This window comes from Nonomuraea guangzhouensis, from assembly GCF_019396345.1.
GTDB lineage: Bacteria > Actinomycetota > Actinomycetes > Streptosporangiales > Streptosporangiaceae > Nonomuraea > Nonomuraea guangzhouensis.
Genome location: NZ_JAHKRM010000005.1, coordinates 443,628 through 466,138, shown reverse-complemented (window position 1 = coordinate 466,138; position 22,511 = coordinate 443,628). Strand labels below are relative to the sequence as shown.

Below are 22,511 nucleotides of genomic sequence, written 5' to 3'. Positions count from 1 at the left end.
TGCGTCCTTGGGCTCCTTGCGTGCCACCGCGGTGTCCTCTAGGTCGATCTCCGTCGATGCCTGGATCACAGTACTCATCAGGTGCGTTCTCCTTGATCAGGAGTTACACCGAAAACCGTACAGTCCCCAGCCGGACGATGCTTGCGCGGTGCTGGGAAGCCGGATCGTGACGAGGAGCCCACCGGTGGGTCGGGGTGTGAGGTCGAGTGTCCCGTCGTGTGCCTGGACGATGCTGTGCACGATGGCCAGCCCGAGGCCGACGCCCGCGTGGTCGTCGATGCGTGCGCGTTGGGTTCCGCGTTGGAAGGGTTCGGTAAGGGTCGGTACGAGTTCTAGTGGGATCCGATGGCCGGTGTTCTCGACCCGCAGCACGCTCGCGTCGCGCCGCGATTCAGTGTGGACCGTGACGATGCCTCTGCTGGGGAGGTTGTGGACGATGGCGTTCTGGACGAGGTTGGTCACCATCCGCAGCAGGAGCGCCGCGGAGCCTGCGGACCATGCTTTCCCGCCGGTGACCTCGAGCGCGATCTGGCGCTTTTCCGCGAGGGGAAGCAGCGTTTCCGCGGCTTCTTCGGCAATGAGAGACAGGTCGACGGGCTCGCGGTTGAAGCTACCTCGGTCGCTGCGGCTGAGCAGCAGGAGGGCCTCGGTGAGGTCGATCGCCCGCGTGTTGACGGAGCTGAGGCGTTCGATGAGTTCGACCTGGTTCCGTGGGGGGGCGTTGCGGGCGACATCGAGGAGTGTCCGCGAGATCGCCAGCGGGGTGCGTAGTTCGTGGGAGGCGTTCGCGGCGAACCGTTGATGCCGGCTGACGTGGAATTCGAGTTGCTCGAGCATGGCGTCGAACACGTCGGCCAGTTCGCGGAACTCGTCGTCGCTGCCCGGTAGCCGGATCCGGTGGGAGAGCGATCCGTTGGCGGCCATCCGTGCCGCGTCCGCGATCCGTGTCAGTGGTGCGAGCATCCGGCCGGCGAGGACCCACCCTCCCATGAGGCCGAACACCAGGAGGAAGGCCAGTGCCACGGCCGCGGCGGGGAGGAAGACGTACAGGAGGTCAGTGCGGTCGGGCACGTATATGGGGGCCATGATGCTGATGCGGTCGGGTACGTAGCGCAGCAGGAACACCCACACCACGGCCAGCAGGAGAGCGCCGGCGAGAAGGAGGAATCCGGCGTAGCTGATGGTGAGTTTCAGGCGGGCGCTGAGCCCTGGGCGTCTATTCATGAGTGCGGTCAGGGTGGACGGGGTCCATGCCGCTGTCGATTCGGTAGCCCACGCCGGGCACCGTGGCGATGAGCCATGGTTCGCCGAGTCGTTTGCGCAGGGCGGAGACGGTGATGCGGACGGCGTTGGTGAAGGGGTCGGCGTTGGCGTCCCAGGCCCGCTCCAGTAGCTCTTCAGCGCTGACGACACCGCCCTCGGCGGCGACGAGGACGTTGAGTACGGCGAACTGCTTGCGGGTGAGCGCCACGTAGCGCCCGTCACGGAAGACCTCCCGGCGGAAGGCGTCCAGCCGCAGACCCGCGATCTCGATGACCGGGGGGCGGGCGTACGCCCGCCTGCGGTCCAGCGCCCTCAGCCGCAGGACGAGCTCTCGAAGCTCGAACGGTTTGGTGAGATAGTCGTCGGCGCCGAGCTCGAACCCGGAAGCCTTGTCGTCGATCCGGTCGGCAGCGGTGAGCATGAGGATAGGGATGCCGCTGCCGGAGGCGACGATTTGGCAGGCGATCTCGTCACCGGAGGGGCCGGGGATGTCGCGGTCGAGGACCGCGAGGTTGTAGGAGTTGACGCTGAGCAGTTCCAGGGCGGAGTCGCCGTCGCCGGCGATGTCGGCGGCGATCGCCTCCAGCCGGAGACCGTCACGGATTGCTTCGGCCAGGTAGGGCTCGTCCTCCACGATCAGTACGCGCATGACGTAAACCTAGGCAGCACCGCATATCGCCAACGTATGCCCACCTTGGCCGCCCGCTCTGCCACCTCCCGTCCCGATTTTGCGTCGCTCGCGGCGCCAGGGCATCAGGTGGGAGTTGTGAGGTCGTAGAGCTTGGCGGTGCCGACCGTACGGGCGGTGAAGTTGGTCTTCACCCACTCGGCGATCCGCTGGGCGGCATCGCTGCCGCCGTGGGGACGGTCGTGGCCGGCGAAGCCCATCCCGCCGCCGTCCACGAAGTAGTGGATCTGCTTCTGGGCCACGTACTGCTGGAACTGCTCCAGTGTGGGAGCCGGGTCGGTGCCGTTGAAGCCGCCCATCGCCATCACCGGCGTTCGCGTGGCCAGCTGGTACACCGCGGCGTTGAGGGACGTCAACGTCGCGGCGGGCCACCGGTAGGAGCCCGCGTTCGAATTCAGCAGCGCCACCAGTTCAGCGCTAGGGGGAGGCGAGGAGTGCATGAGGACGACCCTGCGGCCTTGCGGGACGCCCTCGCGGCCACCGCCCGCGGGCTGCTGGGACTGACCGTGTCGCGCCGTGCCACCCTGCTGTTTCCCCCGGCCCGGTCCTGTCCGCATCAGACCGACGCCTGAAGCGACGGAGGGCCCGGCGGTCACGATCACCCCGCTACGCGGGGAGGCGACCGTGTCCTGTGCGTACGCGGCCGGCCCCGCCAACGACACCAGCACGGCCGCCGCGGCCGCCGCCGCGACCACACGTCCTGGCAGGTAGGCGGCTCCCAGCAGCACCCCGGCCGTGACCAGGCCACCCACGACAACGACCGGGCCCAGCCACGGATGCCAATCGGGGGTGCGCTGCAGCAGCGCGTAGGACCACGCCGCCGTGATCGCCACGACCGCCGCCAGCGTGGCCGCGCCCGCCACCGTGCGCCGCCGCGGCCACAGCAGGCCGGTTCCCAACCCGACCAGGGCGGCGACCGCCGGGGCAAGCGCCACGGTGTAGTACTGGTGGAAGATGCCCTGCATCAGGCTGAACATCGCGCCGGTGACCAGCACCCACCCGCCCCACAGTCCCAGTGAGGCGCGCGCCCGGTCGGTACTCGGCGCACTGCGCAGCATCCACGATCCGATGACCAGCAGGACAAGCGCGGCCGGCAGCAGCCAGGAGATCTGGCCGCCGTTGGCGTAGCCGAACATGCGGCCCCACCCGGCGTCGTCGCTGGTGTTGCCCAGCCCTCCCACCTCGTCGCCGTTGAGCCGGCCCAGCCCGTTATAGCCCAAGGCCAATTCCAGGACGCTGTTGCCCTGCGAACCGCCGATGTAGGGACGAGCGTCGGCCGGCACCAGCGCGACGATGGCCACCCACCAGCCGGCGGCGGCCACCATCGCGGCCGCGGCCAGGGCCAGCTGCCAGATCCTGCGCCGCAGCGGCGTCGGCGCGGCCAGCAGGTACACCAGTCCGAAGGCGGGCAGGACCAGGAACGCCTGCATCATCTTGGCCAGGAACCCCGCCCCCACGCACGCCCCGCACACCACCAGCCATCGGGTGCTCGCTTCCGCCTGGGCGCGCACCAGCGCGTATGCGGCCACCGTGAGCATCAGCACCAGCAAGGCGTCCGGGTTGTTGAACCGGAACATCAGCGTGGCCACCGGCGTCAGCGCCAGCACCGCACCAGCCAGCAGCCCCGCGCCCGCCTCGACACGCGCAGGCACGGTGTCGGCCAGCGCGCGCCGCACGGCCGCATACACGGTCGCGACGGTCGCCACGCCCATCACCGCCTGCGGCAGCAGGATGCTCCACGAGTTCACCCCGAACAACCGCGCGGAGATCGCCATCGGCCACAACGCGGCGGGCGTCTTGTCCACGGTGATGGCGCCCGCCGCGTCGGAGGAGCCGAAGAAGAACGCCTTCCAACTACTCGCCCCGGCCTGCACCGCGGCCGAGTAGAAGGAGTTCGCCCACTCCGAGGCGCCCAGCCCCCACATGTACAGCACGGCCGTGCCTGCCAGCAGCACCAGAAGCGCAGGCCGGGCCCACGCCGGGTCACCCCCGGCGGATCTCGCACGCTGCCGGGCAACGGACAAGGTTCGCGTCAATCCCGCCATGGATTCTCCTCAGCTCAACCGGTACAGCTGCTGCTCGGCGCCCTTCGAGGAGGACGGCGAATCCCCGCCCGAACCCCCGTAATCGCCGGCGTCGATCAGAGTGCCGTTCTGCCGTACCCACTCCACGACAGCCGAGATCGCACCCTTACGAGGACCGGCCGGACCACTACCCGACGCGGCGAGCAGGACGTAGCGCAGCTCGCCGTTCTTGATGTACTCCTGCAGCTTGGCCACCGTCATCGCCGGGTCTTGCCCGGTGAAGCCGCCCATCGCGATCACCGGCTCGCCGGTCGACAAGATGATCCCCGCGGCCTGCTGGGCAGCGGACACCGCGACCAGCCAGCGCGCATCGCCCTGGTTCCTCCGCAGGTAGCCGATCAGCTCGGGGGTCAACTCAGCGGCCGGCCCGCCGACCACGAGCATGCCGCTGCGCCCCGTCTGGGTCTGACCCTGCCCGTTCGGACCCTGCCCGTTCGGACCCTGCCCGTTCGGACCCTGCCCGTTCGGGCCTTGCATGTTCGGGCCCTGCTCCGTGGATGGACCCGCCAGCGCGTTGCCGTACGAGTCCTTCGCACCGCCGAACGCGGCCGCCGATGCGTACGCTCCCGGGCCCGCCAGAGCCGCGACCAGCGTGAACGCCACCGACGCGACGGCGATCCCACGGCCGCGTCGCCCCGTCAGCCGCGCGGCCACTAGCGCCGACACCGCCACCACGGTCGCCGCCACGACCACCCAGGGCAGCCACGGATTCCACTCGGGCGTGCGGTTCAGCAGCACGAACGACCACGCGCCCGTGGCCACCACGCCCACTAGCAGCACCCCCGACCAGCGGACCGACCGCCGGTACGCGCCATACAGCAGCACCCCGCCCGAACCGGCCAGCGCGGCGATCGCGGGGGCCAGCGCCGTGGTGTAGTACGGGTGGAACACGCCCCCGGCGAAGCTGAACACCACATAGTGCACGGCCAGCCAGCTGCCCCACAGCACCAGCGCGGCCCGCGCCAGATCGGTGCGCGGCCGTTTCCACAGCAGCACCAGCCCCGCCACCAGCACGAGCACCGCGAACGGCAGCAGCCACGAGATCTGGCCGCCGATGATGTCGTTGAACATCCGTCCCGCGCCCGTGGCGCCAGCGAAACCACCGCTGCCTCCGCCGAAACTGCCTCCGCCGGAACCCTTCCCCTCACCGAAGATCCGGCCCAGGCCGTTGTAGCCGATGACCAGGTCCCACACGGTTCCGTTGGTGCTGCCGCCGATGAACGGGCGGCTCCCGGACGGGATCAGGTCGACCACCGCCATCCACCAGGAACTGGACGCCGCCAGCGCGACACCGGCCGCCAGCAGATGCCAGATCCGGCGCGGCACGTCCGGCCTGGCCGCCACCAGGTAGGCCAGCGCCAGTGCCGGGACGACCACGAACGCCTGCAGCATCTTGGTGTTGAACCCGCACCCCACGAACACCGCCGAGGCCAGCAGCCAGGTCAGGCGTCCCGTCTCGATCGCGCGCTGGCACGCCCACGCGGCCAGCACCAGGAATAACACCAGCAACGGGTCGGGGGCGTTCTCGCGGTTGATGGCGACCGTGATCGGCGTCAGCGCCAGCACCCCGGCAGCGATCAGCGCCGCCGGGAACCCAGCCGCGCGCCGCACCGTTGCGTGCAGCACCGCGACGGCGGCCACCCCGGCCAGCACCTGCGGCAACATCAGGCTCCACGTCCCGAACCCCAGGACGCGGGCGAACAGGCTCATTGGCCACAGCGCCACCGGGGGCTTGTCCACGGTGATGAACGATTCGGAGTCCAGCGAGCCGAAGAAGAACGCCTTCCAGCTCTCGGTGCCGCTCTTGACCGCCGCTGAGTAGTAGGAGTTGGCGTTGCCGGCCGACGACAGGTTCCACGCGTACAGCACGAAGGCCGCCAGCAGCACGCCCCAGAGCGCGGGACGCGACCAGCGCGGATCTTCAGGCCTGCCCAAGGCCAGCCGGCGCAGCCGCCCCCATCCGGCATGAAGGCGGCCATCGACACGGTGACTGCCTTGGTTCCTGTTGGACGCGGGTGGGCCTGACGGATCGGGGAGCGCCGGTGAAGGATGTGCGGGGGTGGTCATCGAACCTCGTCTTTTCTGCCCGTGTAGACGGTCGTCGGCTCAGCCGGAGCCGGCCGGTGCCCCAGGCGCCGTGGATGAAAGATCCAGACGCGCATCAGCATGAATCGCACTAACGTCGCGACCCCGTTGGCGGTCACCAACGCGGTGATCTCGACGGCACGTGACGCCTCTGGCACCAGTGCGTGGAGCAGCGCCAGGCCGCCGGTGCTCAGCGCCAGCCCGAGCAGGAACGCCACACCGCCCTCAAGCTGCTGCCGGAACGCCCGCTCTGGCCCGGTCACGCCGAAGGTGAAGCGGCGGTTGGCGGCGGTGTTGCCGATGGTGGTGATCACCAGCGAGACCGCGTTCGCCCACAGCGGCCCCATCACTGTGCGCAGCAGCACGAACAACACCAGCTGAGCGATCGTGCTGAACACCCCGATGATCGCGAAGGTCGGCAGTTGCCGGGCCATCTCCGCCGGCAGTTGCGGGCGCGGCCGGCCCTCCACCGGGGCGCGGAACGCGCCCGTCAGCATGCGACGCGCCACTCGGGCCATGCCCTTCAGGTCATCCAGCGCGGTTCGCAGCACATCCACGCGGCTGTCGGGGTCGTCGACCCAGTCCACCGGCACCTCGTGGATGCGCAGCCCGTTGCACTCGGCCAGCAGCAACAACTCGGTGTCGAAGAACCACTTCTCGTCCTGCACCGACGGCAGCAACGCCCGCGCGATCACGGTCCGGGCGGCCTTGAAGCCACATTGGGCGTCGGTGAAGCGAGCCGCCAGCGTCGTGCGCAGCAGAACGTTGTAACAACGGGAGATCAGCTCCCGTTTCGGGCCGCGTACCACCGCCGACCCGCGGGTCAGCCGGGACCCGATCGCCAGATCGCTGTGCCCGGAGATCAGCGGCGCCACCAGCGGCAGGAACGCGTCCAGGTCGGTGGACAGGTCCACGTCCATGTAGGCGACCACGTCGGCGTCGCTGCGGCTCCACACATGCCGCAGCGCCCGTCCCCGGCCCTTCTGCTCCAGCCGCACCGCCCGCACGTGTGGCAGCGCGGCCTCCAACTCCAGCGCCGCCTGCCAGGTCCCGTCCACGCTGGCGTTGTCGGCGATCGTGATCTGAAACCGGTAGGGGAAAGTCTCTTCCAGATAGGTGTGCAACCGGCGCACGCTGTGCGCCAGCACGTGTTTCTCGTTGTAGACGGGAATGGCGATCTCCACCAGGGGATCCACGACGAAGACCTCCTCGCTCTGTCTGCTACTCAAAGTGCGGCCGCAGAAGTCGTCGGCTCGGTGGCTTTGCCTCATTTGCGATGTTTCGACTGGGAAGGCGAGTCGCCGAAGATCGACGGACTGACGAGCACGAATCCGCGCCTACGACGCGCCCGCGCTGACAGTGATGCGCTGTGGTCCATGGCTCCACTGAAGACGGAAGACTGTTGCCGTGGCGTATGTGGTTTTCGATATGCCCGCGATACGTCCAAGGCGGACGGCTTATCACGACATGACCCGTAAGCAGGACATCGCCTATGCCAGGGTGCGCGCCGCCAGAGATCGGGCATACCGGCGCGGTGACCGTGCTACCGCGCGGGAGTTGGGCAAGCAGATGCGAGGCATGCCCCGGCGACGACGTCCTCGACGCCCAGGACCGCGCCGAGGCATCAGACGGCAACAGACGGGTCGCGAGAAGGCGAGGGCGGCCCTGGGGGCCAGCCGGCCGGCACGCATGGCCAGGTGGTAGAGGCCCGCGATCGACACGTCCGTGGAGCGCTCGTACACGGTGGTCGGGCCGCCGTCATACCCGAGGTACCGCTCGGCGGTGTCGAACCCGACCCGCCCCATGTCACCGTTCCCGACGGCGGCCACTGTCGCGCGAACCGTGACACAACGATGACACGGCGCGGACGTGGCGGAGACACGGCCGGTCGACAGTGGACGGGGCTGACAGGCGGACGGGTTACGGAGCGCGAGGCGAGACCCGGGGCGTGTCGCGAGTGTTGTTGATCGGTGTGAGAGAGCCTTGAGCCGGCCCTCGCTCGAACCGTCCACCGTGGGCGGAAAGCCGCCTCCGGACAGGCCGGAGGCGGACTGCGGCACGGTGACCGTGCCGGTGGCCGGCCGAGGCCGGACGCGCCGGCCAGCTAGGTGGGACTGGCTTGGGCTGCCTATCCGGCGCGCCCGTACCGGGTCCATGCGGTGTGGCCTGGGGTAGCTCCGGCGTCGCCCTCATCAGGCAGGGCGAGTCGAGCAGGCATGAGGCGCTGTGACCGTCCGCTGGACAGAAAGTCGCCGTGAAGGTGATCACGAAAGGGAGAAGACGTGGCTATTGACGGAGTATGGGACCGGCGTTCGCTGTTGCGGGGTGCCGCCGTGGCGGCGGGTGCCGCCGCGACCATGCCGCTGCTGGGCGGCTGCGCTGCGGTCACGGCGAGAGCCAGCGACGGTGACGCGGACTCCGACATCCCGCCGGACACTCTGCCCGGCGGGGCCTACGACACGTACGTGGCGCAGCTGGCCGCTGAGGGCAAGTTCTCCGGCGTGGTGCTGCTGTCGCACAAGGGCCGGACGGTGCTGTCGCGCAGCTATGGCATGGCCGACAAGAAGAAGGGGATCGCCAACAGCGAGAGCGTCGCGTTCAGCCTCAGCTCGGCGGGCAAGCCGTTCCAGGCGGTGGCCATCTTGCAGTTGGCTCAGCAGGGCAAGCTGAAGCTGTCGGACACGGTGGGTACCTACCTGACGCGCTTCCCCAAGGAGATCGCTGAGCAGGTGACCATCCACCACATGCTCGCCAACATCTCCGGGATGGAGAGCCCGGATGAGGACGTGCAACGCATCTTCCAGAGCCGGGAGGAGGTGCAGGAGTACTACGAGCAGTGGGCCCGCCATTCGAAACTGGTGGCACCCGTCGGCACTCCCACCAACCACGCCGGCGCCGAGATCGTCATCCCGGCGCTGATCGTGCAGGCGGTGACCGGCAAGACGTACTGGGACTACGTGGAGGAGAACATCTTCAAGCGCTGCGGCATGACCGGCTCGGCGTTCTACACCAGGCCGCAGTGGCTCGCCGATGAGCATATCGCGCACCCTTACATGACGTTGGCTGACGGCAGCGTGGTGGACGCCGTCCGCAACCTGGACAAGAGCAGCTCGAACCAGTCCACGCTGGGCAGGAACCCGGGCCGCTGCTTCATCGATGCCCCCGGGGACGGAGGCTTCGCCACCGCACCGGACCTGGTCCGGTTCGCGCAGGCGCTGAGCGACGGCACGGTGCTGGAACGGCCCTACGCCGATGTGCTCACCGCGGCCAAGTCCCCCCACGGACCGCAGTCGTTCGGGGCTTACCAGATGGCGGTCCGCATCGTCAGCGGTCAGTGGGTGCACGGGCGCGCCGGTGCCAACCCTGGGGTCGGCGCCAGCTGGAACATCTACCCGTACACCGGCTGGGTTGGTGTCATCCTCAGCAACACCGATGGCGAGACGCTGCAGGAGCTGAGCGGGCGGGAAGTACAGGCTGTCACCGGAGGCACGCCCGGTGGCGGCGGCGGGGGTGGCTGAGATAGTCCGGCGGTTGACATGAAGGGAACGGATCTCCTGACGTTCTTGTGGGTGAGTTGACGCCTGGCCTGATGACCGGCCGACCACAGCCGGTCATCAGGCTTTGAGGGGCTGCCTGGCCTCTCCTGGTGCTACGCAATGGGGGCGCTCGCCACCACCCTCAATCGCGCACCAGCCTGTGCGTCTACTTCGGAGCTATACGGCCCTTCCTGCAGGGGTGGGCGCCCGCCCGCAGACACCTGCGCGAAATCACCACAGCCGACATCGCTGGCGCGTCGAGAATGCGCCATGCAGTTCGACCGGCATGGGGCGCGCGTCTGGCATCAGGCGAAGGCCTTCCAAGACGCCGAGCGGCTGCGCCGTGGCGTTGGGGAAGCAGCGGTCCCCTACGGATTATGTACCGAGCCCAGCAACGTCCAGGCCGATGGAACCAGTTGCCCGCTGCGATTTCGCTGCCTGGGCTGTAAGTCTTCAGCGCCGACGTGTCCTACCTGCCTGACCTTGAGGCATACCTCGCCGACTTGCTGCGCAGTCGCGAGCGCATCTTGGCCCTGGCCACCGCCGACGAGTGGGCGAAGGCCGAGGCACTCCCCTCACAAGAAGAGACTGCGAGCCGATCTGCGACCCGTTCGTCCGACGCCGTGTCTTCGCCGAGGTCGCAGAGGAACACGCCCTGCCGATCGACGACCACTGGAGAATCGTGGGCGAGCAGACCCTGGACGGCGGCGCCGCCGCGTTCGAGGCGCTCCACGCCGCGCACCCGGACCTCACCGCCGTGTTCGCCATCAACGACCTCGTCGCGATCGGCGCGCTCCAGGCCGCCCGCCGACTCGATCGGCATCCGAGTGCCGGACGACTGCGCACTCGTCGGTTACGACGGGCTGAGCGTCACCGATCTGCTCGACCCGCCACTGACTACCCTCTACCTGGACAAGCGACGGCTGGGCGAAATGGCCGTCCACCAGGTCGACCGGCTCCTCGCCGGTGAACTGCCACCCCCGCCGTCCTGACGCCAGTCCTCCGGTTGGGTCGGTGGCGAACGCTCCGGCATCAGCGGCGGGTCGGCAGGGGTAGTGCCCAGGCGAAGAGCGGCACCGCGACGGCCGCGGTGGCCACGTGCATCATCATCAGCGCGATCACGCCGAGTGCGGTGGTGTTGGGTTGCATGGCGGTGAAGAACATCGCGATGTCGGGTAGCAGCGAGACGGCCACGACGGCCGGCACCAGCAGGCGCAGCACCGCGGTGGGCCGGCGCGACCACCGCCGTACCGCGGCCCAGCCAGCGGCGCCGGCCAGCACGCCGATCACGGTCAGGGCGATGTAGCTGGATGCCTGGAGCGGGAGGAAGCCGTCAGAGGCGCCGGCCGCCAGGGCCAGCACCGCGATGACGGCATTCGCGACGACGGCCGCGAGGACGGCCGCGGCCAGGCCTGCGGCGATCCGACCGGCGCTGGCAGAGGGGGCGGCGCCGGTTTCGGCGGCGTGCGACATGGGAGCTCCTACACTCGATGTATTTGAGCCTTCAAGAACATCACTAAAGGTAGCCACGTTTTATTTGAAGCGTCAAGGACCATGTCGGCCGAAGGGCATGCTCACGCCAGGTCGCCCCGGCCATCCCCGATCTTCTCGAGGATCGCGGAGCAGATCTCCTCAAGCTGGCCGAGTTGCTCCGGGGTGAGCACGTCGAAGACCATGGACCGCACCGCCGCCACGTGGCCGGGGGCACTCGCGACGAGTTTGTCGTACCCCGCATCAGTGAGCACCGCGACGTACCCGCGGCCGTCGTCCGCGGCGCGCTCCCTGCGAACCCATCCCTGCCGCTCGAGCCTGGCAACCACGTGCGACAGCCGCGACTGGGAACCGTTGACGAGGGCCGCCAACTCACTCATGCGCATCGCCCGCTGCGGCTTTTCCGACAGTGCGACCATGACCCCATAGCCGAAGTGGGTCAGGTCGCAGTCGCGCTGCAATTGGCCGTCAAGCTCCCCGGGCAGGCAGGTGAGCACTCCCGCGAAACGTCGCCACACCTGCTGCTCGCGCTGGGTCAACCACTGGACATCTGTCACCCGGCCCACGATACGCACTGCTTGAAGCTGCAAGCAGTGGTAGATGCGCGAGGTGCCTCGGGCGTTCCAGGAGCGCCCCACCCAATAGGCGATCACTCTTCGGTGATCGCACCGATCGTCGCTGTGAGCAAGCTCACTGACTGACCAGATGATGAATTCGGTCAGTTCGTCTACTGTGAAGGCATGGACAGCAGAAACAGCACCAATCGCCGCGCACTGGTGGTCGGGCTCGGCATCAGCGGGATGGCGACCGCCTTGCGGCTACGGCAGATCGGATGGACCCCGGTCATCATCGAAAAAGCCCCGGCCCGGCGAACCGGCGGATACTTCATCGCCCTGTTCGGCGGGGGCCGGCCTCCCGCCGAACGCCTGGGCATCCTCGACAACCTGAACGACCGCGCAGCCGGTGGCGCCAACTACGAAATCGACCGCGCGGGGAACCGGCGGGCCGGTCTGGGGTACAAGGACCTGCCGGGCAGTCCCTGGATGATGCTGCGCGGCGACGTCGAGGAAGCCGCCTTCACCGCGCTTCCCGACGATGTCGACATCCGCTACTCGACCGTGCCGACCCGCATCGAGCAGGACGCCGACGGCGTGGAGGTCACGCTGACCAACACCGCGGACGACACCACGGTCACCGAGCGGTTCGATCTGGTGGTCGGCGCGGACGGACTGCGCTCCACCGTGCGGTCGCTGGTGTTCGGACCGCACGAGAAGTATCTGCGCCGGCTGAACTACATGGCGGTCGCCTACCAGCATCCCGGCCCGCTCGGCGACCTCCATCAGGACGACGGGGCCATCCTGATGGAACCCAACCGGTCGATGTGGATCTTCCCGTTCGCCGGCAGCCCGCCGACGGTGCTGCTGAGCTACCACACCGACGACGTCGATGCCGAGTTCACCCAGCCGCCCGCCCAGCGCGTACGCGCCGCGTTTGGCCCCGAGCCGGCCGGCCGCGTGCTGGGCGACGCGCTGGAGGCGCTGGAGTCCGCCGACGACCTGCTGTTCGACTCGGTCGAACAGGTGCACCTGGACTGCTGGCACCGCGGCCGGGTCGTGCTCGTCGGCGACGCGGCCTGGTGCGTCACCCTGTACGCGGGCATGGGCGTCTCCACGGGAGTGTCCGGGGCGGACCTGCTCGGCACCATGCTCCAACGCCACCCCGGGAACGTGACGCAGGCCCTGGAGGCATGGGAACTTGCGCTGCGCCCCAATATGGAGCTCTTCCAGCGCAACGGGATCCAGCAACGCTCGTTCTTCGTCCCGGCCACCGCTTCCGAGCTCGCGCTCCGCAAGGTCATGACGGTGGGGATGCGGATGCCGGTGGTCTCCTCGCTACTGCGGCAACTGCGAACCAGGGACAAAGCAGGAAGGCTCAAGGACACCGACATCGCCCTGGCATGATCGCTCGGCCCCGCGCCCGCGGACCGGCGCGGCACAGGCAAGCCCCTCGGCACAGCACTCGGCACGGACAAGGAAAACGACCATGACAGCACTGGCTGAACACGACTCCGCCACGGCCGCCCGGATTCTCGCCGCGGCCAGGGAACTGGTGCTCAAACGCGGGGTCAAGGGTTTGACCGTCGCCGAGATCGCCGAACGGGCGCACGTCGGCAAGGGCACGGCCTACCTGTACTGGCCGACCAAGGAAGACTTGCTGTTCGGGCTGGTCGCCCGGGAATTCCTGGCTGTCCTGGACGGCGAGATCGACGCGACGGCCGCCGATGCGGACCTGTGCCGCCCGCACCGGCTCTGCCCGCAACTCCTCCAGCGCGCCCTGGCCAACCCGTTCATGCGGGCCTTGCAGATCGGCGACACCGACCTGCTGGGCGTCCTGGCCCAGCATCCCCGCAGCATGGAACTGCTCGACCTGGTGGGATCCGCCGCGCTGATGTACACGGTGCTGCCGGTGTGGCGCCGCTACCGACTCGTCCGCACCGACTGGCCGCTCGACGAACAGGCCTACGCGCTGCAGGCGCTCATGACCGGCTTCCTCGCTGCCGCCACCCGCCCGCAGGCTCTGCGCAGCGTCACCGTCGACGCCCCTAACCAGGTCTTGGCCGCAGCGGTGACCGCCCTGCTCGGCCCCGACCAAGCCGGGCCGGACGAGGTCCGCGCAGCCGCCGGGGAAGGCCTGCGGCTGCTGGGCGAGCGGCGCAAGGCCGTACTCGCCCTGATCACCCCAAACCAGGAAACCACGTAAGAAACCAGCAAGTTCAGTAACCGGAACTTTGTCCGGTGCGAGCACGAGACGACGGAGGAAACGTCATGACCCAGACGACCGAGACGGTGATCGACCGCTACATCACACTCTTTGACCGCACGGCACACGACCCCGCAGCCGTGCAGGAGTATCAGTCGATCTTCGCGCCGGACGCCACCGTGCAGCTCACCGAAGAGATGGAGCCGGTGACCGGCCTGCCCGCGATCACGCAGCTCTACCAGGCCATGGCCGCGACCATGGCCGACAGCAAGCACCTGTGGGACACCACGGTGCTCGACGACGGCAGGATCAAGTGCCACTGGGTCAACATCACACGATCGGCCGACGGCCGCCTGCTGGCCATGAGCGGCATCGAATACGCGACCGTCAACGCCGACGGGCTGATGACGAACCTGACCAACCGCATTGTGACCCCGCAAAGCATGACCTGACCGGTCCTGACGGCCCACCTCGACGCCGAGGCTCCTGCCGCACCTGTTTGCCACGTCGGATCCGAAGCAGCCGCCGCAGCGTCCGTGCCAGTCACGATCGACCAGGCGCGTCAAACAGCGCCGGCCACCTTCGCCGGCACCGATCCCAGCACCTCACACATCAAGCACCTCACACATCAAGGTGAACGAACCAGAGAGTTCCTGTTCCGCGCCGACGCCACTCGTGCGCCTTCCGGTAAACCCCTGGCGGCACCGCATCACTGCGCCTCGAGCGCCACCCGCACAATCCCTCGAGAGGACGTTCAATGTCCGGCACCATCAACAGCAAACCCATTCCGCGCAGCATTCTCATCTTCGGCGCGACCGGCCACATCGGCAGGCCGCTAGCAGAATTCCTCCACCGCGAAACACCGCAAATCCAACTGCGCCTGGCCAGCAGCAAGCCGGAACGCCTCGACGACCTTCGCCGCGAATTCCCACACGCCGAAGCGGTCCACGCCGACTACTTCGACCTCCCCTCGCTCGAGTCCGCCGTACAAGGGATGGAGGGAGTCTTCGTCATCACCACCAACGGAACCGACGAACGGCCCGCCATGACGAACCTGGTGGACGCCCTCAAGAAAGCGGACACCGCGATCCATGTCCTGCGCCTCGTCGGCCTGCAGCCGGAGGCCAACCAGCGGCGCATACCCCAGTCCATCCGCGACGCGGGTTTCCTGCTCCCCACTCAACATCCCATCGTGAAACAGCTTCTCGACGAGAGCGACCTGCCGGTGACCTATCTCAACATCGGCGCCACGTTCATGGACAACTACTTCCGGATGACCGAAGGCCTGCGCCGCGAGCGCAAGCTCATCTGGCACGACCGCCTCGTCCCCTTCATCGACCCGCGGGACGTAGCCGAAGTCGCGGGACGTCTGTTCCTTTCCGACAATCATCGGCACATCGGTCAGTTCCACACGCTGAACAACGGCCATGACCTCATGCGCCAGAGCGAAGCCGCCGAGCTCATGACCGAAGTCTTCGGCGAGAAGATCACTCACGACGGCAGCAAGGAAGGCTTTCTCAACGCATACTCCCGGCAGTTCGGCCCGGCCGCCCCGGGCGTCTGGGAGTTCTTCGAATACGAGAAGGAGAACGAAGTCGTCTGGGCCCGCAACGATTTCGTCGAACGCACCCTCGGGCGTAAACCGATCACCTTGCGCGAGTGGCTGCAGGAACACGCGCAACTCCTGCTGACGTAAAGGTCGGCCAGGCTATCCCTCGCCTCCATCCTGGCGCCCAGACGCCGAACCCGGGGCGACGATCACCCTCTCTGCGTACTCCGATACCGCCCTGGTTGACCGTGGCCTGATGACACGGTGCCCACCCCGCCCACGAGAGAGAGACCCAACCATGCCATCTCCTGACAAGGCCACCGAGACGCCTCCTTCCAGGGCGGTAACCGGAAGGCGCCGGCGCAATACGATCCTCCTCGTCTCCGGACTGCTGCTCACCGCGTTCATCGCCTTCATCTCGCATGACTGGGGGGCGACCTGGCACTCGATCCTCGGGATCGGCGCGTTCGGTGTCATCGCCTGGCACGTGTACACGCAGCGCCGCTGGGTCAGATCCGCGGCGGCACGCCGCACGGCGCACCCCGAGCGCAAGCTCGTGATCTTCAATCCCCTGCTGGCCCTCACCTTCAGCATCGTCATGGTGTCCGGCTTCCCGGTATGGCTGGCCGGTGCGGACGGCGTCGTCGAGCAGGTCCACACCATCTCTGGGATGGCCTTCCTCCCTCTGGTTATCATCCACTTGATTCTCAATCGCCACCGCGTCGCCGCCGGGTTGAGCCGCCGCCGGGCCGCCATCAGATAGACCTCAGATAACGCGGTCGTAAGCGCTTCGCTCAGCGCATCAGATGAGCGCCCGGCCACCAGGACGCCGCCGGCCGGCCTGATCGCCCTCAACACCAGCGACTGCGGTTCCGTTGCAGGTCCACCCCGAGAACATGGCCTTCGCCTACGGCGTGCTCCAGCTCCTGGCCCTGCTGACCTACATCAGCCCCTGAGCGGTCACATCAGACTCGCGTCCACCGCTGCCGGGCGCAGCGGCCGCCAGCCGCCACCGTCCAGCTTGGCCAGCTCCGCCTCCACGTCCACGGTGATCACGCCGAAGAAGTTGACGTTCTCGCTGTGCGCCGGCGAGATGTGGGCCAGCAACTCGTCGGGAATGTCCCGGCCGGCCGCCCGCAGCTGCCGCACGGCGAGCGAGTAGTACTCGGTCGTCCACGCTGGCCGCACGACTCCCGGCTGCCAGTGCGCTGCTCGGCCCAGGTCACCTCCTCGGGCGACGGCGTGAAGAACACGTGTAGCACCCTGGCCGACGTCAACCGCTTGAACTGCGGATAGGCGGTGCGCTCGATCCACGTCATTCCAGGCCCGTTCCTCGCCTCGGTCCCGGGCGTCCAGACGCCGAAACCGTAGCGGCGATCAACCCCGCCGAACGACCTTGTTCATCAAACCGCAACCAAACCCACGCAGAGGGTCACGTCCGATTGACGATCACATCGTCTGACCAGCGGCTCAGTGACTCACTGCCCCTTTCTCCCGTACTTGGTCTGCCCCCTACTAGAACATAAGCCGCAATCTACTCAAATCAAACGCCCTCTCAGCATGGCGGAGCCCCTCGGCCTGGCTGCCCGACCTCCGGCTCCCGAGCCGATCACGCGCGGCCCACACGATCCTCGGCGTCGGCTGACCGCGCGAAGCGCAAGGAACATCAGCGGCGACCTATAGCATCGGTCTCCGGGATCCGGCCATGTCCACCTGGCCGACAGTGACGCGCACAGTGATGCCTTGCAGGCCGCTCGGGGGAAACAACGCCCGAAAACCGTGGCGGTCCGCTTCCACGTCGTCCGCGTACGCGGCGGTGGTCAGGCTGTGATAGTTGAAGACGAGCAACGATCGAGGTGCTTGCGCGACGATCCGCGCCACCGCTCGGCGATCGGGATGTCCGTGGCGGGCACCGCTGGTCGAGAAGAGCCAGTGCGAGCAGTCCAGCGTAGAGACCAGTTCGGCACTCAGGTTGCGCGCGCTGCCGTGATGAGGCACCTTGCACAGGTCTACGGGAACTCGTCGTTGCCCCGCCAACCGGCGCAGGCCGCGTAACAGCGCCTCGGCCGGGGAGTCGCCGGTAAACAGCACGCGCCCGCCGTGCTCGTGCTCGGCGATGAACGCGATGCTGGAGCCGTTTGCGGGTGATTTGTCCGGCGTGTAGGCCTCACCAGCGAGTTCTGTGAGAGATCTCGTGGCGTCGTCGTCCACGAGACGGCGGCGGCCCTGCAACGGCTCGATCAGGTCGGCCATCGCCTCGGGCCAGAACGCGTCCAAGCGGGCCAGCGCGTCCCAGTCAGGAGCGAGAAGCGTCAGCGTGAGTCCGGCGAGCCGCACGATGGGCGGCTCAGCACGATCGGGCACCACCACGGCGGATCCGCCGAAGGCGGCGTTCCATGGCACACCGGCCTTGTCCAGCAGCATCTCCAGGCGTTCGCCCTGGCGGGGACCGGTCACGTCTCGGGTGAGATGTCGGTGACCATTGAACCAGACCTCGCCGACCGAGAACCCGGCCGGCAGCCGTGCGAAGAGAGTGATGAGGCCTTCGATGTGATCCACGTCGATATGGGTGCACACGATCAGGTCCACGTGCCGGTCGTCGATCGGCAGGCTGCGCAGCCTGTCGAGCAGGACCGTGCCACGGCCGCCGTCGATGACCATCCTGCGGAAGGCGCCCCGGTGCGTCCATTCCACCCAGAGGCAGTCGCCGTCGTACGCGGGCAGCGCCTCGACGTAGATCACACCGTACGTCCGCGATCAGATCTCATGTCTATTGCGCCTCTCCGGATCGTCGCCGTCCGCCGATCGATTGACTAGCATTGCCTGTCCAGGTCTTGTGCCAGTATGCGCCCGACGCGGGAGCGGCTCTTGGAAAACGACGGGCTTGACGAAATCCGGGTCGCTCGTGAGGAGCTCGAGGAGGTGATCCGCGAGATCCAGTCGATACCGGGTTATGAAGACTTTCTCGAAGCTCCGACCTTCGACGACGTCGCGGACGCGGCTGAGGCCCAGCCCTTGGTCTATCTGGCCGCCACCGAGTTCGGCGGCCTGGCACTGGTTGTGCGCGGGGAGGACGTCGCGCACGTCCCTCTGGACGGCCTCACGTCACCGGTGTTGTACGACCAGGTGACGGCGTACTTCGAGGCGTACAACGCCTTCCGCGCGGCGAAGGACAAGGACGCCGCGCTCCCGGCGTGGCGGGCCGCCATCGACGCCGTCACAGCCTGGCTCTGGAGCGACGTCATGGGACCTGTGGTGGCAGAGGTCCGCCCCGCGTCGAGCGCGGTCCTGGTCGCCGGCGGGTTGCTGGGCCTGCTGCCGTTGCACGCGGCGTGGACGCCGACCGGCGATGCCGTTTCTCCTCGCCGTTATGTGCTCGACGATCTCGTCATCACCTACGCCCCCAACGCCCGCTCGCTGAGCAGAGCACGCGAGCTGGCCGCCCGGCCGGCCGAACGCCTGCTCGCAGTGCTTGGCCCGCCGGAGGCGCGCGAACGGGCCTTCGACTCGGCTCCGATCGAGGCGGAGATCGTGGCGGGGCACTTCGGCGAAAACGCCAAGGTCATGGGAGGACGGGCGGGAACCGCTCCGCGTGAGGTGGGCGACGCCATGCGCGAGGCCGACGTGGTGCACTTCGCCTGTCACGGCTTCGCGCGGCCAGAGTCCCCGCTCGACAGCGGCCTCGACCTGATCGCGGGACAGGCGCTCACGCTGCGCGACATCTTCCCGCTCGACCTGGCGCTGCGCCTGGTCGTCCTGTCGGCCTGCGAGACCTCGCTCCCTGGCACGGAGCTGCCGGACGAGGTCGTGGCGTTGCCGACCGGCCTGCTGCAGGCGGGCGTGGGTGGCGTGGTCGCGTCGCTGTGGCTGATCGACGACCTGCCCACGCTCATCCTCATGATCGAGTTCTATCGGCGCTGGCGCACGGAGGGAGCAGATCCGCCTGCCGCCTTGCGGGATGCTCAGTTATGGCTGCGCGACACCCCCAATGTGGAGATCGTGCGCATGTACAGGCAGGCGCTGGAAGCGGAGGCAGACTGGTTGTCTCGTGAAGCCGCCATCACCGTGCTGAGCGACCTTTTGATACGCCCGGAGGAGGAGCGTACGTACTCCACCATCGACGCCTGGGCGGGACTCGCCTACATCGGAGCCTGACGAGCGGAGGTCGAGCACATGCCCGGCGAGCAAGCACGGCGAAGTGCGGAACAGGAGGTGCGCCGGCTGGTCGAAGCGGCTCTGGCCTTGCTGAACCTGCTGGTGCCCGACCCCGCTGCGGCCCGACGTATCCGTTCGGAGCTGATCGCGGCGCTGGCCCTGCCACCGGGACGGGCCGAGATCGCCGCGCTGACGGTGCTCGCGGGTAACCCCGTGCTGGCGGACTGGATGCGGGAGCAGCGCAAACGCCGCTACCGCGACGTTCCTCGCCACCTGTTCGTGTCCATGCCTGAGCAGATCACCGTGGGCAGGGAGTTCAGCGTGGTGGCCTGGGTCGCGAGGTCCAAGGGCGACCATCAGGTCTCTGCCCCGCTGACACCGTTCGACGTGGGGAGGCAAGGTACCGCGATCACCGTCACCGTGGAGGCACCTGGCCTGGTCTTCCTGGAACACCAGCGCATCCGCCTTCGCGTGCCGCAGGACGAGGATTCGGCACCAGTGGAGTTCGGCCTGCGCGGCATGCGTACCGGTGCGCACGACATACACGTGCGGGCCTTCGAGAGCGGCAGGTTCCTGGGCGGGGTGTCAGCGCGGACCATCGTGCACGAGGACGCCGTTCCCAACCACCTCACGAACCTCCAGGGAGAATTGCCATCCACGCCCGGCGACCCGGGCCAGGTCACGCTGGAGGTGTCGCAGGTGTCCGGCGGCAAATATAGCTTTCACCTACTGGGGCCGGGACTCGACGACGACAGTGTGGTCCGGCGCCTGGGCGGCGGGATCGAGGAGGTGGTCAAGGAACTGGTCGCCGAGTTGTCCAAATTCGCGAACAACTCGCCCTACAGCACGACGGCCGCCAGACGAGATCGCCTCAGGAATCTGGGCGTAGACCTGTGGCGACGGGCCGTCCCGGAGGAGATCCGGGCCCGGTTCTGGGAGCTCGCGGACGGCATCTCGTCCTTCGCCGTGCTGAACGCCGCCGACACACTGCCCTGGGAACTGCTCCATCCCATGGACGGCCACCACGACCGCGGTTTCCTCGTCGATCAGTTCCCGGTGGTCCGGGCCGTTGACGGGCAGGAACCCGCAGGGCACCTGTCCATCCGCAGCGCCGCCTACGTGACCTCCAAGCGAGCACCTCGCAACGCCTCCGACGAGATCCGCGGCGTTCAGGAGCTATTGGGGACAGGCGTGCACCATCGCGGGCACATCACCACGCTCGGCCAGCTGAGCGCGATGCTGGTCGCGCCGCCCAGCGTGCTGCATTTCTCCTGTCACCATGAGTTCAACGAGCAGAGCGGCTCCGTACTCCGGCTGGACGAAGGCCCGTTCCGGCCGAGCGACCTGGCGACGGCGGTCGCGAAGAGTTCCCTCATCAATGCGACGCCCATCGTCTTCCTCAACGCCTGCCGCACCGCCGCGGAGGTACGGCGGCTGAGCCGTCCCATGGGCTGGGCCAGCCAATTCATGGCGGCCGGTGCCGGAGTCTTCCTCGGCACTCTGTGGCCGCTGCAGTCCGGTTCGGCACGGACGTTCGCCGAGGCATTCTACGAGTCGTTCGCCAAGAAGAAGAAACCGCTGGGCCGGGCCGTGTCAGACGCCCGGGAACAGGTGCGCAAGGAGGACGGCGATCCGACCTGGCTCGCCTACACGGTGTACGGAGACCCGGCGGTGCGGGTCGGCGTTCCCGATCAGGGAGCTTCATGACCGGCACCGGCTCCTTGGAGGAACTGCGCGAGCGGGAATACCTGTACCGGTCCGAGGTCAACGCCCTGCGCCGGCAGATCTACACCGGGCCCGTCGCGGGCCGGTCGGCGACGTTGCTCGGCGAGCTGGCCAGGCGGGAGGAGGAGCTGGGCGGCCTGGCCGCGCAACGCGCCCGCGCCGCGTTGCGGTTGGACGATGAACTCCGGGGTCCGGCCAGCACCGGCCTGGACGTCGACGTGCAGCTCCGCATGACTCACGTGCCGACGGCCATCTGCCACCTGTTCGACCCGGCCCGGCAGCCTTTCGTCTCGGTCCGGGTGGTGAACGCCGAAGGCGACGCCATCCGGCGTGTCCGCGTCACCTCCTACATCGAGGGGTACTCGGCCCGGGCGGTGGACACCGTGGAGCTCGACTGCGCCGAGGAGGTCACGATCGGCCAGTTCCCCACCCTGTTCTCCGACCGCGTACGGACCATCACCGAGATGACGGCTGCCACGCTCAACGTGCTTGTCGAGGACCTGGACGGCAGAGCGGAGTTCCACACGACGCGGGTGCTGCGGCTGTTGGCCAGGACCACCGCGCCGCTCGCGGTCATCGATCCTTCCACCCAGCTGGAGATCGACCTCAGCCGCTACCTGGGCGCCTTCGTCACTCCCAACGCGGGCGAGGTGATGAGTTTCCTCCGCGACGTCGCCGCCGTGCACCCGAGTCGGCGCCTCGAGGGCTACCAGAGCGGCATGGAGCAGGTGGAACCCCAGGTTAGAGCTATGTTTACCGCGCTGAAGCAGGCCGGCATCAACTATGTGAACTCGGTGATCACCTGCAGCCCCGACGACGGTGGCACGCGCCAGCGCGTCCGGTTGCCCCGTGAGAGCCTCACCGATCGGCAGGCCAACTGCGTCGACGCCACAGTGCTGATGGCGAGCCTGCTCGAGGCGATGTCGCTGAGCCCGGCCATCGTCGTGGTGCCCGGTCACGCGCTGCTCGCCTGGGAGACCTGGCGTCGCAGCGACGAATGGCGATATCTGGAGACGACGGAGATCGGCTCGGCGACGTTCGAGGAGGCATGCAATGCCGGGGAGCTGCTGGTGCGGCAGTACCGCGAGCCGGATGAGGCCGCGACCGACCTCTATCGCCTTCGCCGATGGCCGTTGCGCAGGCTCCGGGCGACCGGAATCACGCCGATGGAGTGA

19 protein-coding genes and 1 pseudogene are annotated in these 22,511 nt (G+C 68.1%); 11 read left to right on the top strand and 9 right to left on the bottom strand.

Annotated features, from left to right (window positions below; all coding sequences use genetic code 11):
- Window positions 1-96: 96 nt before the first annotated feature.
- From KME78_RS12855 to KME78_RS12835, 5 genes are all read right to left on the bottom strand, one after another.
- Window positions 97-1,224 carry a sensor histidine kinase gene (locus tag KME78_RS12855; RefSeq protein WP_219529052.1) on the bottom strand — a complete coding sequence of 376 codons (1,128 nt, stop codon included), beginning with the start codon at window positions 1,222-1,224 and terminating at the stop codon, window positions 97-99.
- Entirely contained in the window at window positions 1,217-1,912 is a 696-nt protein-coding gene (locus tag KME78_RS12850; RefSeq protein WP_219529051.1) for a response regulator transcription factor, read from the bottom strand. Before KME78_RS12850 ends, KME78_RS12855 begins: the two co-directional genes overlap by 8 nt.
- 104 nt (window positions 1,913-2,016) lie before the next feature.
- Complete coding sequence (locus tag KME78_RS12845; protein WP_219529050.1) at window positions 2,017-3,996, bottom strand: ArnT family glycosyltransferase; 1,980 nt, start codon at window positions 3,994-3,996, stop codon at window positions 2,017-2,019.
- Window positions 3,997-4,005: 9 nt separating this feature from the next.
- Window positions 4,006-5,970 carry an ArnT family glycosyltransferase gene (locus KME78_RS12840; RefSeq protein WP_246650939.1) on the bottom strand — a complete coding sequence of 655 codons (1,965 nt, stop codon included), beginning with the start codon at window positions 5,968-5,970 and terminating at the stop codon, window positions 4,006-4,008.
- 128 nt (window positions 5,971-6,098) lie between these two features.
- Complete coding sequence (locus tag KME78_RS12835) at window positions 6,099-7,316, bottom strand: bifunctional glycosyltransferase family 2/GtrA family protein (protein ID WP_308126920.1); 1,218 nt, start codon at window positions 7,314-7,316, stop codon at window positions 6,099-6,101.
- 1,086 nt (window positions 7,317-8,402) lie between these two features.
- Here KME78_RS12835 and KME78_RS12830 point away from each other — a divergent pair.
- The 3 genes and pseudogenes from KME78_RS12830 (at window position 8,403) to KME78_RS64210 (ending at window position 10,648) form a co-directional block, all read left to right on the top strand.
- On the top strand, window positions 8,403-9,638 hold the full coding sequence (locus KME78_RS12830) for a serine hydrolase domain-containing protein (RefSeq protein ID WP_219529047.1): 1,236 nt from the start codon (window positions 8,403-8,405) through the stop codon (window positions 9,636-9,638).
- Between the two features lie 568 nt (window positions 9,639-10,206).
- Window positions 10,207-10,410: pseudogene (locus KME78_RS67925) on the top strand (hypothetical protein); the annotation flags it as partial.
- A gap of 73 nt (window positions 10,411-10,483) precedes the next feature.
- Entirely contained in the window at window positions 10,484-10,648 is a 165-nt protein-coding gene (locus tag KME78_RS64210) for a substrate-binding domain-containing protein (RefSeq protein ID WP_308126919.1), read from the top strand.
- A 40-nt stretch (window positions 10,649-10,688) separates the two neighbouring features.
- Here KME78_RS64210 and KME78_RS12820 read toward each other — a convergent pair whose 3' ends face one another.
- On the bottom strand, window positions 10,689-11,129 hold the full coding sequence (locus KME78_RS12820) for a DUF6069 family protein (protein WP_219529045.1): 441 nt from the start codon (window positions 11,127-11,129) through the stop codon (window positions 10,689-10,691).
- A 101-nt stretch (window positions 11,130-11,230) separates the two neighbouring features.
- Window positions 11,231-11,704 (bottom strand): MarR family winged helix-turn-helix transcriptional regulator, encoded by a 474-nt coding sequence (locus KME78_RS12815; protein WP_219529044.1) that lies wholly within the window; start codon window positions 11,702-11,704, stop codon window positions 11,231-11,233.
- A 183-nt stretch (window positions 11,705-11,887) separates the two neighbouring features.
- On the opposite strand from KME78_RS12815, the gene KME78_RS12810 reads away from it, so the two are divergent.
- The 5 genes from KME78_RS12810 to KME78_RS12790 all read left to right on the top strand — a co-directional run bounded on the left by KME78_RS12810 (window position 11,888) and on the right by KME78_RS12790 (window position 16,219).
- The gene (locus KME78_RS12810; RefSeq protein ID WP_219529043.1) at window positions 11,888-13,108 is read left to right on the top strand and encodes an FAD-dependent monooxygenase; all 1,221 of its coding nucleotides are present in this window, start codon (window positions 11,888-11,890) and stop codon (window positions 13,106-13,108) included.
- An 82-nt stretch (window positions 13,109-13,190) separates the two neighbouring features.
- Window positions 13,191-13,907, top strand: coding sequence for a TetR/AcrR family transcriptional regulator (locus KME78_RS12805; protein ID WP_219529042.1), 717 nt, complete (start codon window positions 13,191-13,193; stop codon window positions 13,905-13,907).
- A gap of 65 nt (window positions 13,908-13,972) precedes the next feature.
- On the top strand, window positions 13,973-14,359 hold the full coding sequence (locus KME78_RS12800) for a nuclear transport factor 2 family protein (RefSeq protein WP_219529041.1): 387 nt from the start codon (window positions 13,973-13,975) through the stop codon (window positions 14,357-14,359).
- A 305-nt stretch (window positions 14,360-14,664) separates the two neighbouring features.
- Window positions 14,665-15,603 carry an NAD(P)H-binding protein gene (locus KME78_RS12795; RefSeq protein WP_219529040.1) on the top strand — a complete coding sequence of 313 codons (939 nt, stop codon included), beginning with the start codon at window positions 14,665-14,667 and terminating at the stop codon, window positions 15,601-15,603.
- A 151-nt stretch (window positions 15,604-15,754) separates the two neighbouring features.
- Complete coding sequence (locus tag KME78_RS12790) at window positions 15,755-16,219, top strand: DUF4405 domain-containing protein (protein ID WP_219529039.1); 465 nt, start codon at window positions 15,755-15,757, stop codon at window positions 16,217-16,219.
- A gap of 197 nt (window positions 16,220-16,416) precedes the next feature.
- On the opposite strand, the gene KME78_RS12785 is transcribed toward KME78_RS12790, so the two are convergent.
- Window positions 16,417-16,644: a Tn3 family transposase gene (locus tag KME78_RS12785; RefSeq protein ID WP_219529038.1), complete on the bottom strand. Its 228-nt coding sequence runs from the start codon at window positions 16,642-16,644 to the stop codon at window positions 16,417-16,419.
- A 489-nt stretch (window positions 16,645-17,133) separates the two neighbouring features.
- A complete protein-coding gene (locus KME78_RS12780) occupies window positions 17,134-18,198 on the bottom strand; it encodes a ComEC/Rec2 family competence protein (RefSeq protein WP_219529037.1) in 1,065 nt (354 codons plus the stop codon).
- 126 nt (window positions 18,199-18,324) lie between these two features.
- Between KME78_RS12780 and KME78_RS12775 the strand changes: the two genes are divergently transcribed.
- From KME78_RS12775 to KME78_RS12765, 3 genes are read left to right on the top strand one after another with little or no spacing between them, the layout of a single operon-like run.
- Window positions 18,325-19,611 (top strand): CHAT domain-containing protein, encoded by a 1,287-nt coding sequence (locus KME78_RS12775; RefSeq protein WP_219529036.1) that lies wholly within the window; start codon window positions 18,325-18,327, stop codon window positions 19,609-19,611.
- An 18-nt stretch (window positions 19,612-19,629) separates the two neighbouring features.
- Window positions 19,630-21,318 (top strand): CHAT domain-containing protein, encoded by a 1,689-nt coding sequence (locus KME78_RS12770; protein WP_219529035.1) that lies wholly within the window; start codon window positions 19,630-19,632, stop codon window positions 21,316-21,318.
- Complete coding sequence (locus tag KME78_RS12765; protein WP_219529034.1) at window positions 21,315-22,511, top strand: hypothetical protein; 1,197 nt, start codon at window positions 21,315-21,317, stop codon at window positions 22,509-22,511. Before KME78_RS12770 ends, KME78_RS12765 begins: the two co-directional genes overlap by 4 nt.

Coding starts and splice junctions, on each gene's coding strand:
- KME78_RS12855 (WP_219529052.1), bottom strand. CDS start 1,224: ATGAATAGACGCCCAGGGCTCAGCGCCCGCCTGAAACTCACCATCAGC.
- KME78_RS12850 (WP_219529051.1), bottom strand. CDS start 1,912: ATGCGCGTACTGATCGTGGAGGACGAGCCCTACCTGGCCGAAGCAATC.
- KME78_RS12845 (WP_219529050.1), bottom strand. CDS start 3,996: ATGGCGGGATTGACGCGAACCTTGTCCGTTGCCCGGCAGCGTGCGAGA.
- KME78_RS12820 (WP_219529045.1), bottom strand. CDS start 11,129: ATGTCGCACGCCGCCGAAACCGGCGCCGCCCCCTCTGCCAGCGCCGGT.
- KME78_RS12810 (WP_219529043.1), top strand. CDS start 11,888: ATGGACAGCAGAAACAGCACCAATCGCCGCGCACTGGTGGTCGGGCTC.
- KME78_RS12805 (WP_219529042.1), top strand. CDS start 13,191: ATGACAGCACTGGCTGAACACGACTCCGCCACGGCCGCCCGGATTCTC.
- KME78_RS12800 (WP_219529041.1), top strand. CDS start 13,973: ATGACCCAGACGACCGAGACGGTGATCGACCGCTACATCACACTCTTT.
- KME78_RS12795 (WP_219529040.1), top strand. CDS start 14,665: ATGTCCGGCACCATCAACAGCAAACCCATTCCGCGCAGCATTCTCATC.
- KME78_RS12790 (WP_219529039.1), top strand. CDS start 15,755: ATGCCATCTCCTGACAAGGCCACCGAGACGCCTCCTTCCAGGGCGGTA.
- KME78_RS12770 (WP_219529035.1), top strand. CDS start 19,630: ATGCCCGGCGAGCAAGCACGGCGAAGTGCGGAACAGGAGGTGCGCCGG.
- KME78_RS12765 (WP_219529034.1), top strand. CDS start 21,315: ATGACCGGCACCGGCTCCTTGGAGGAACTGCGCGAGCGGGAATACCTG.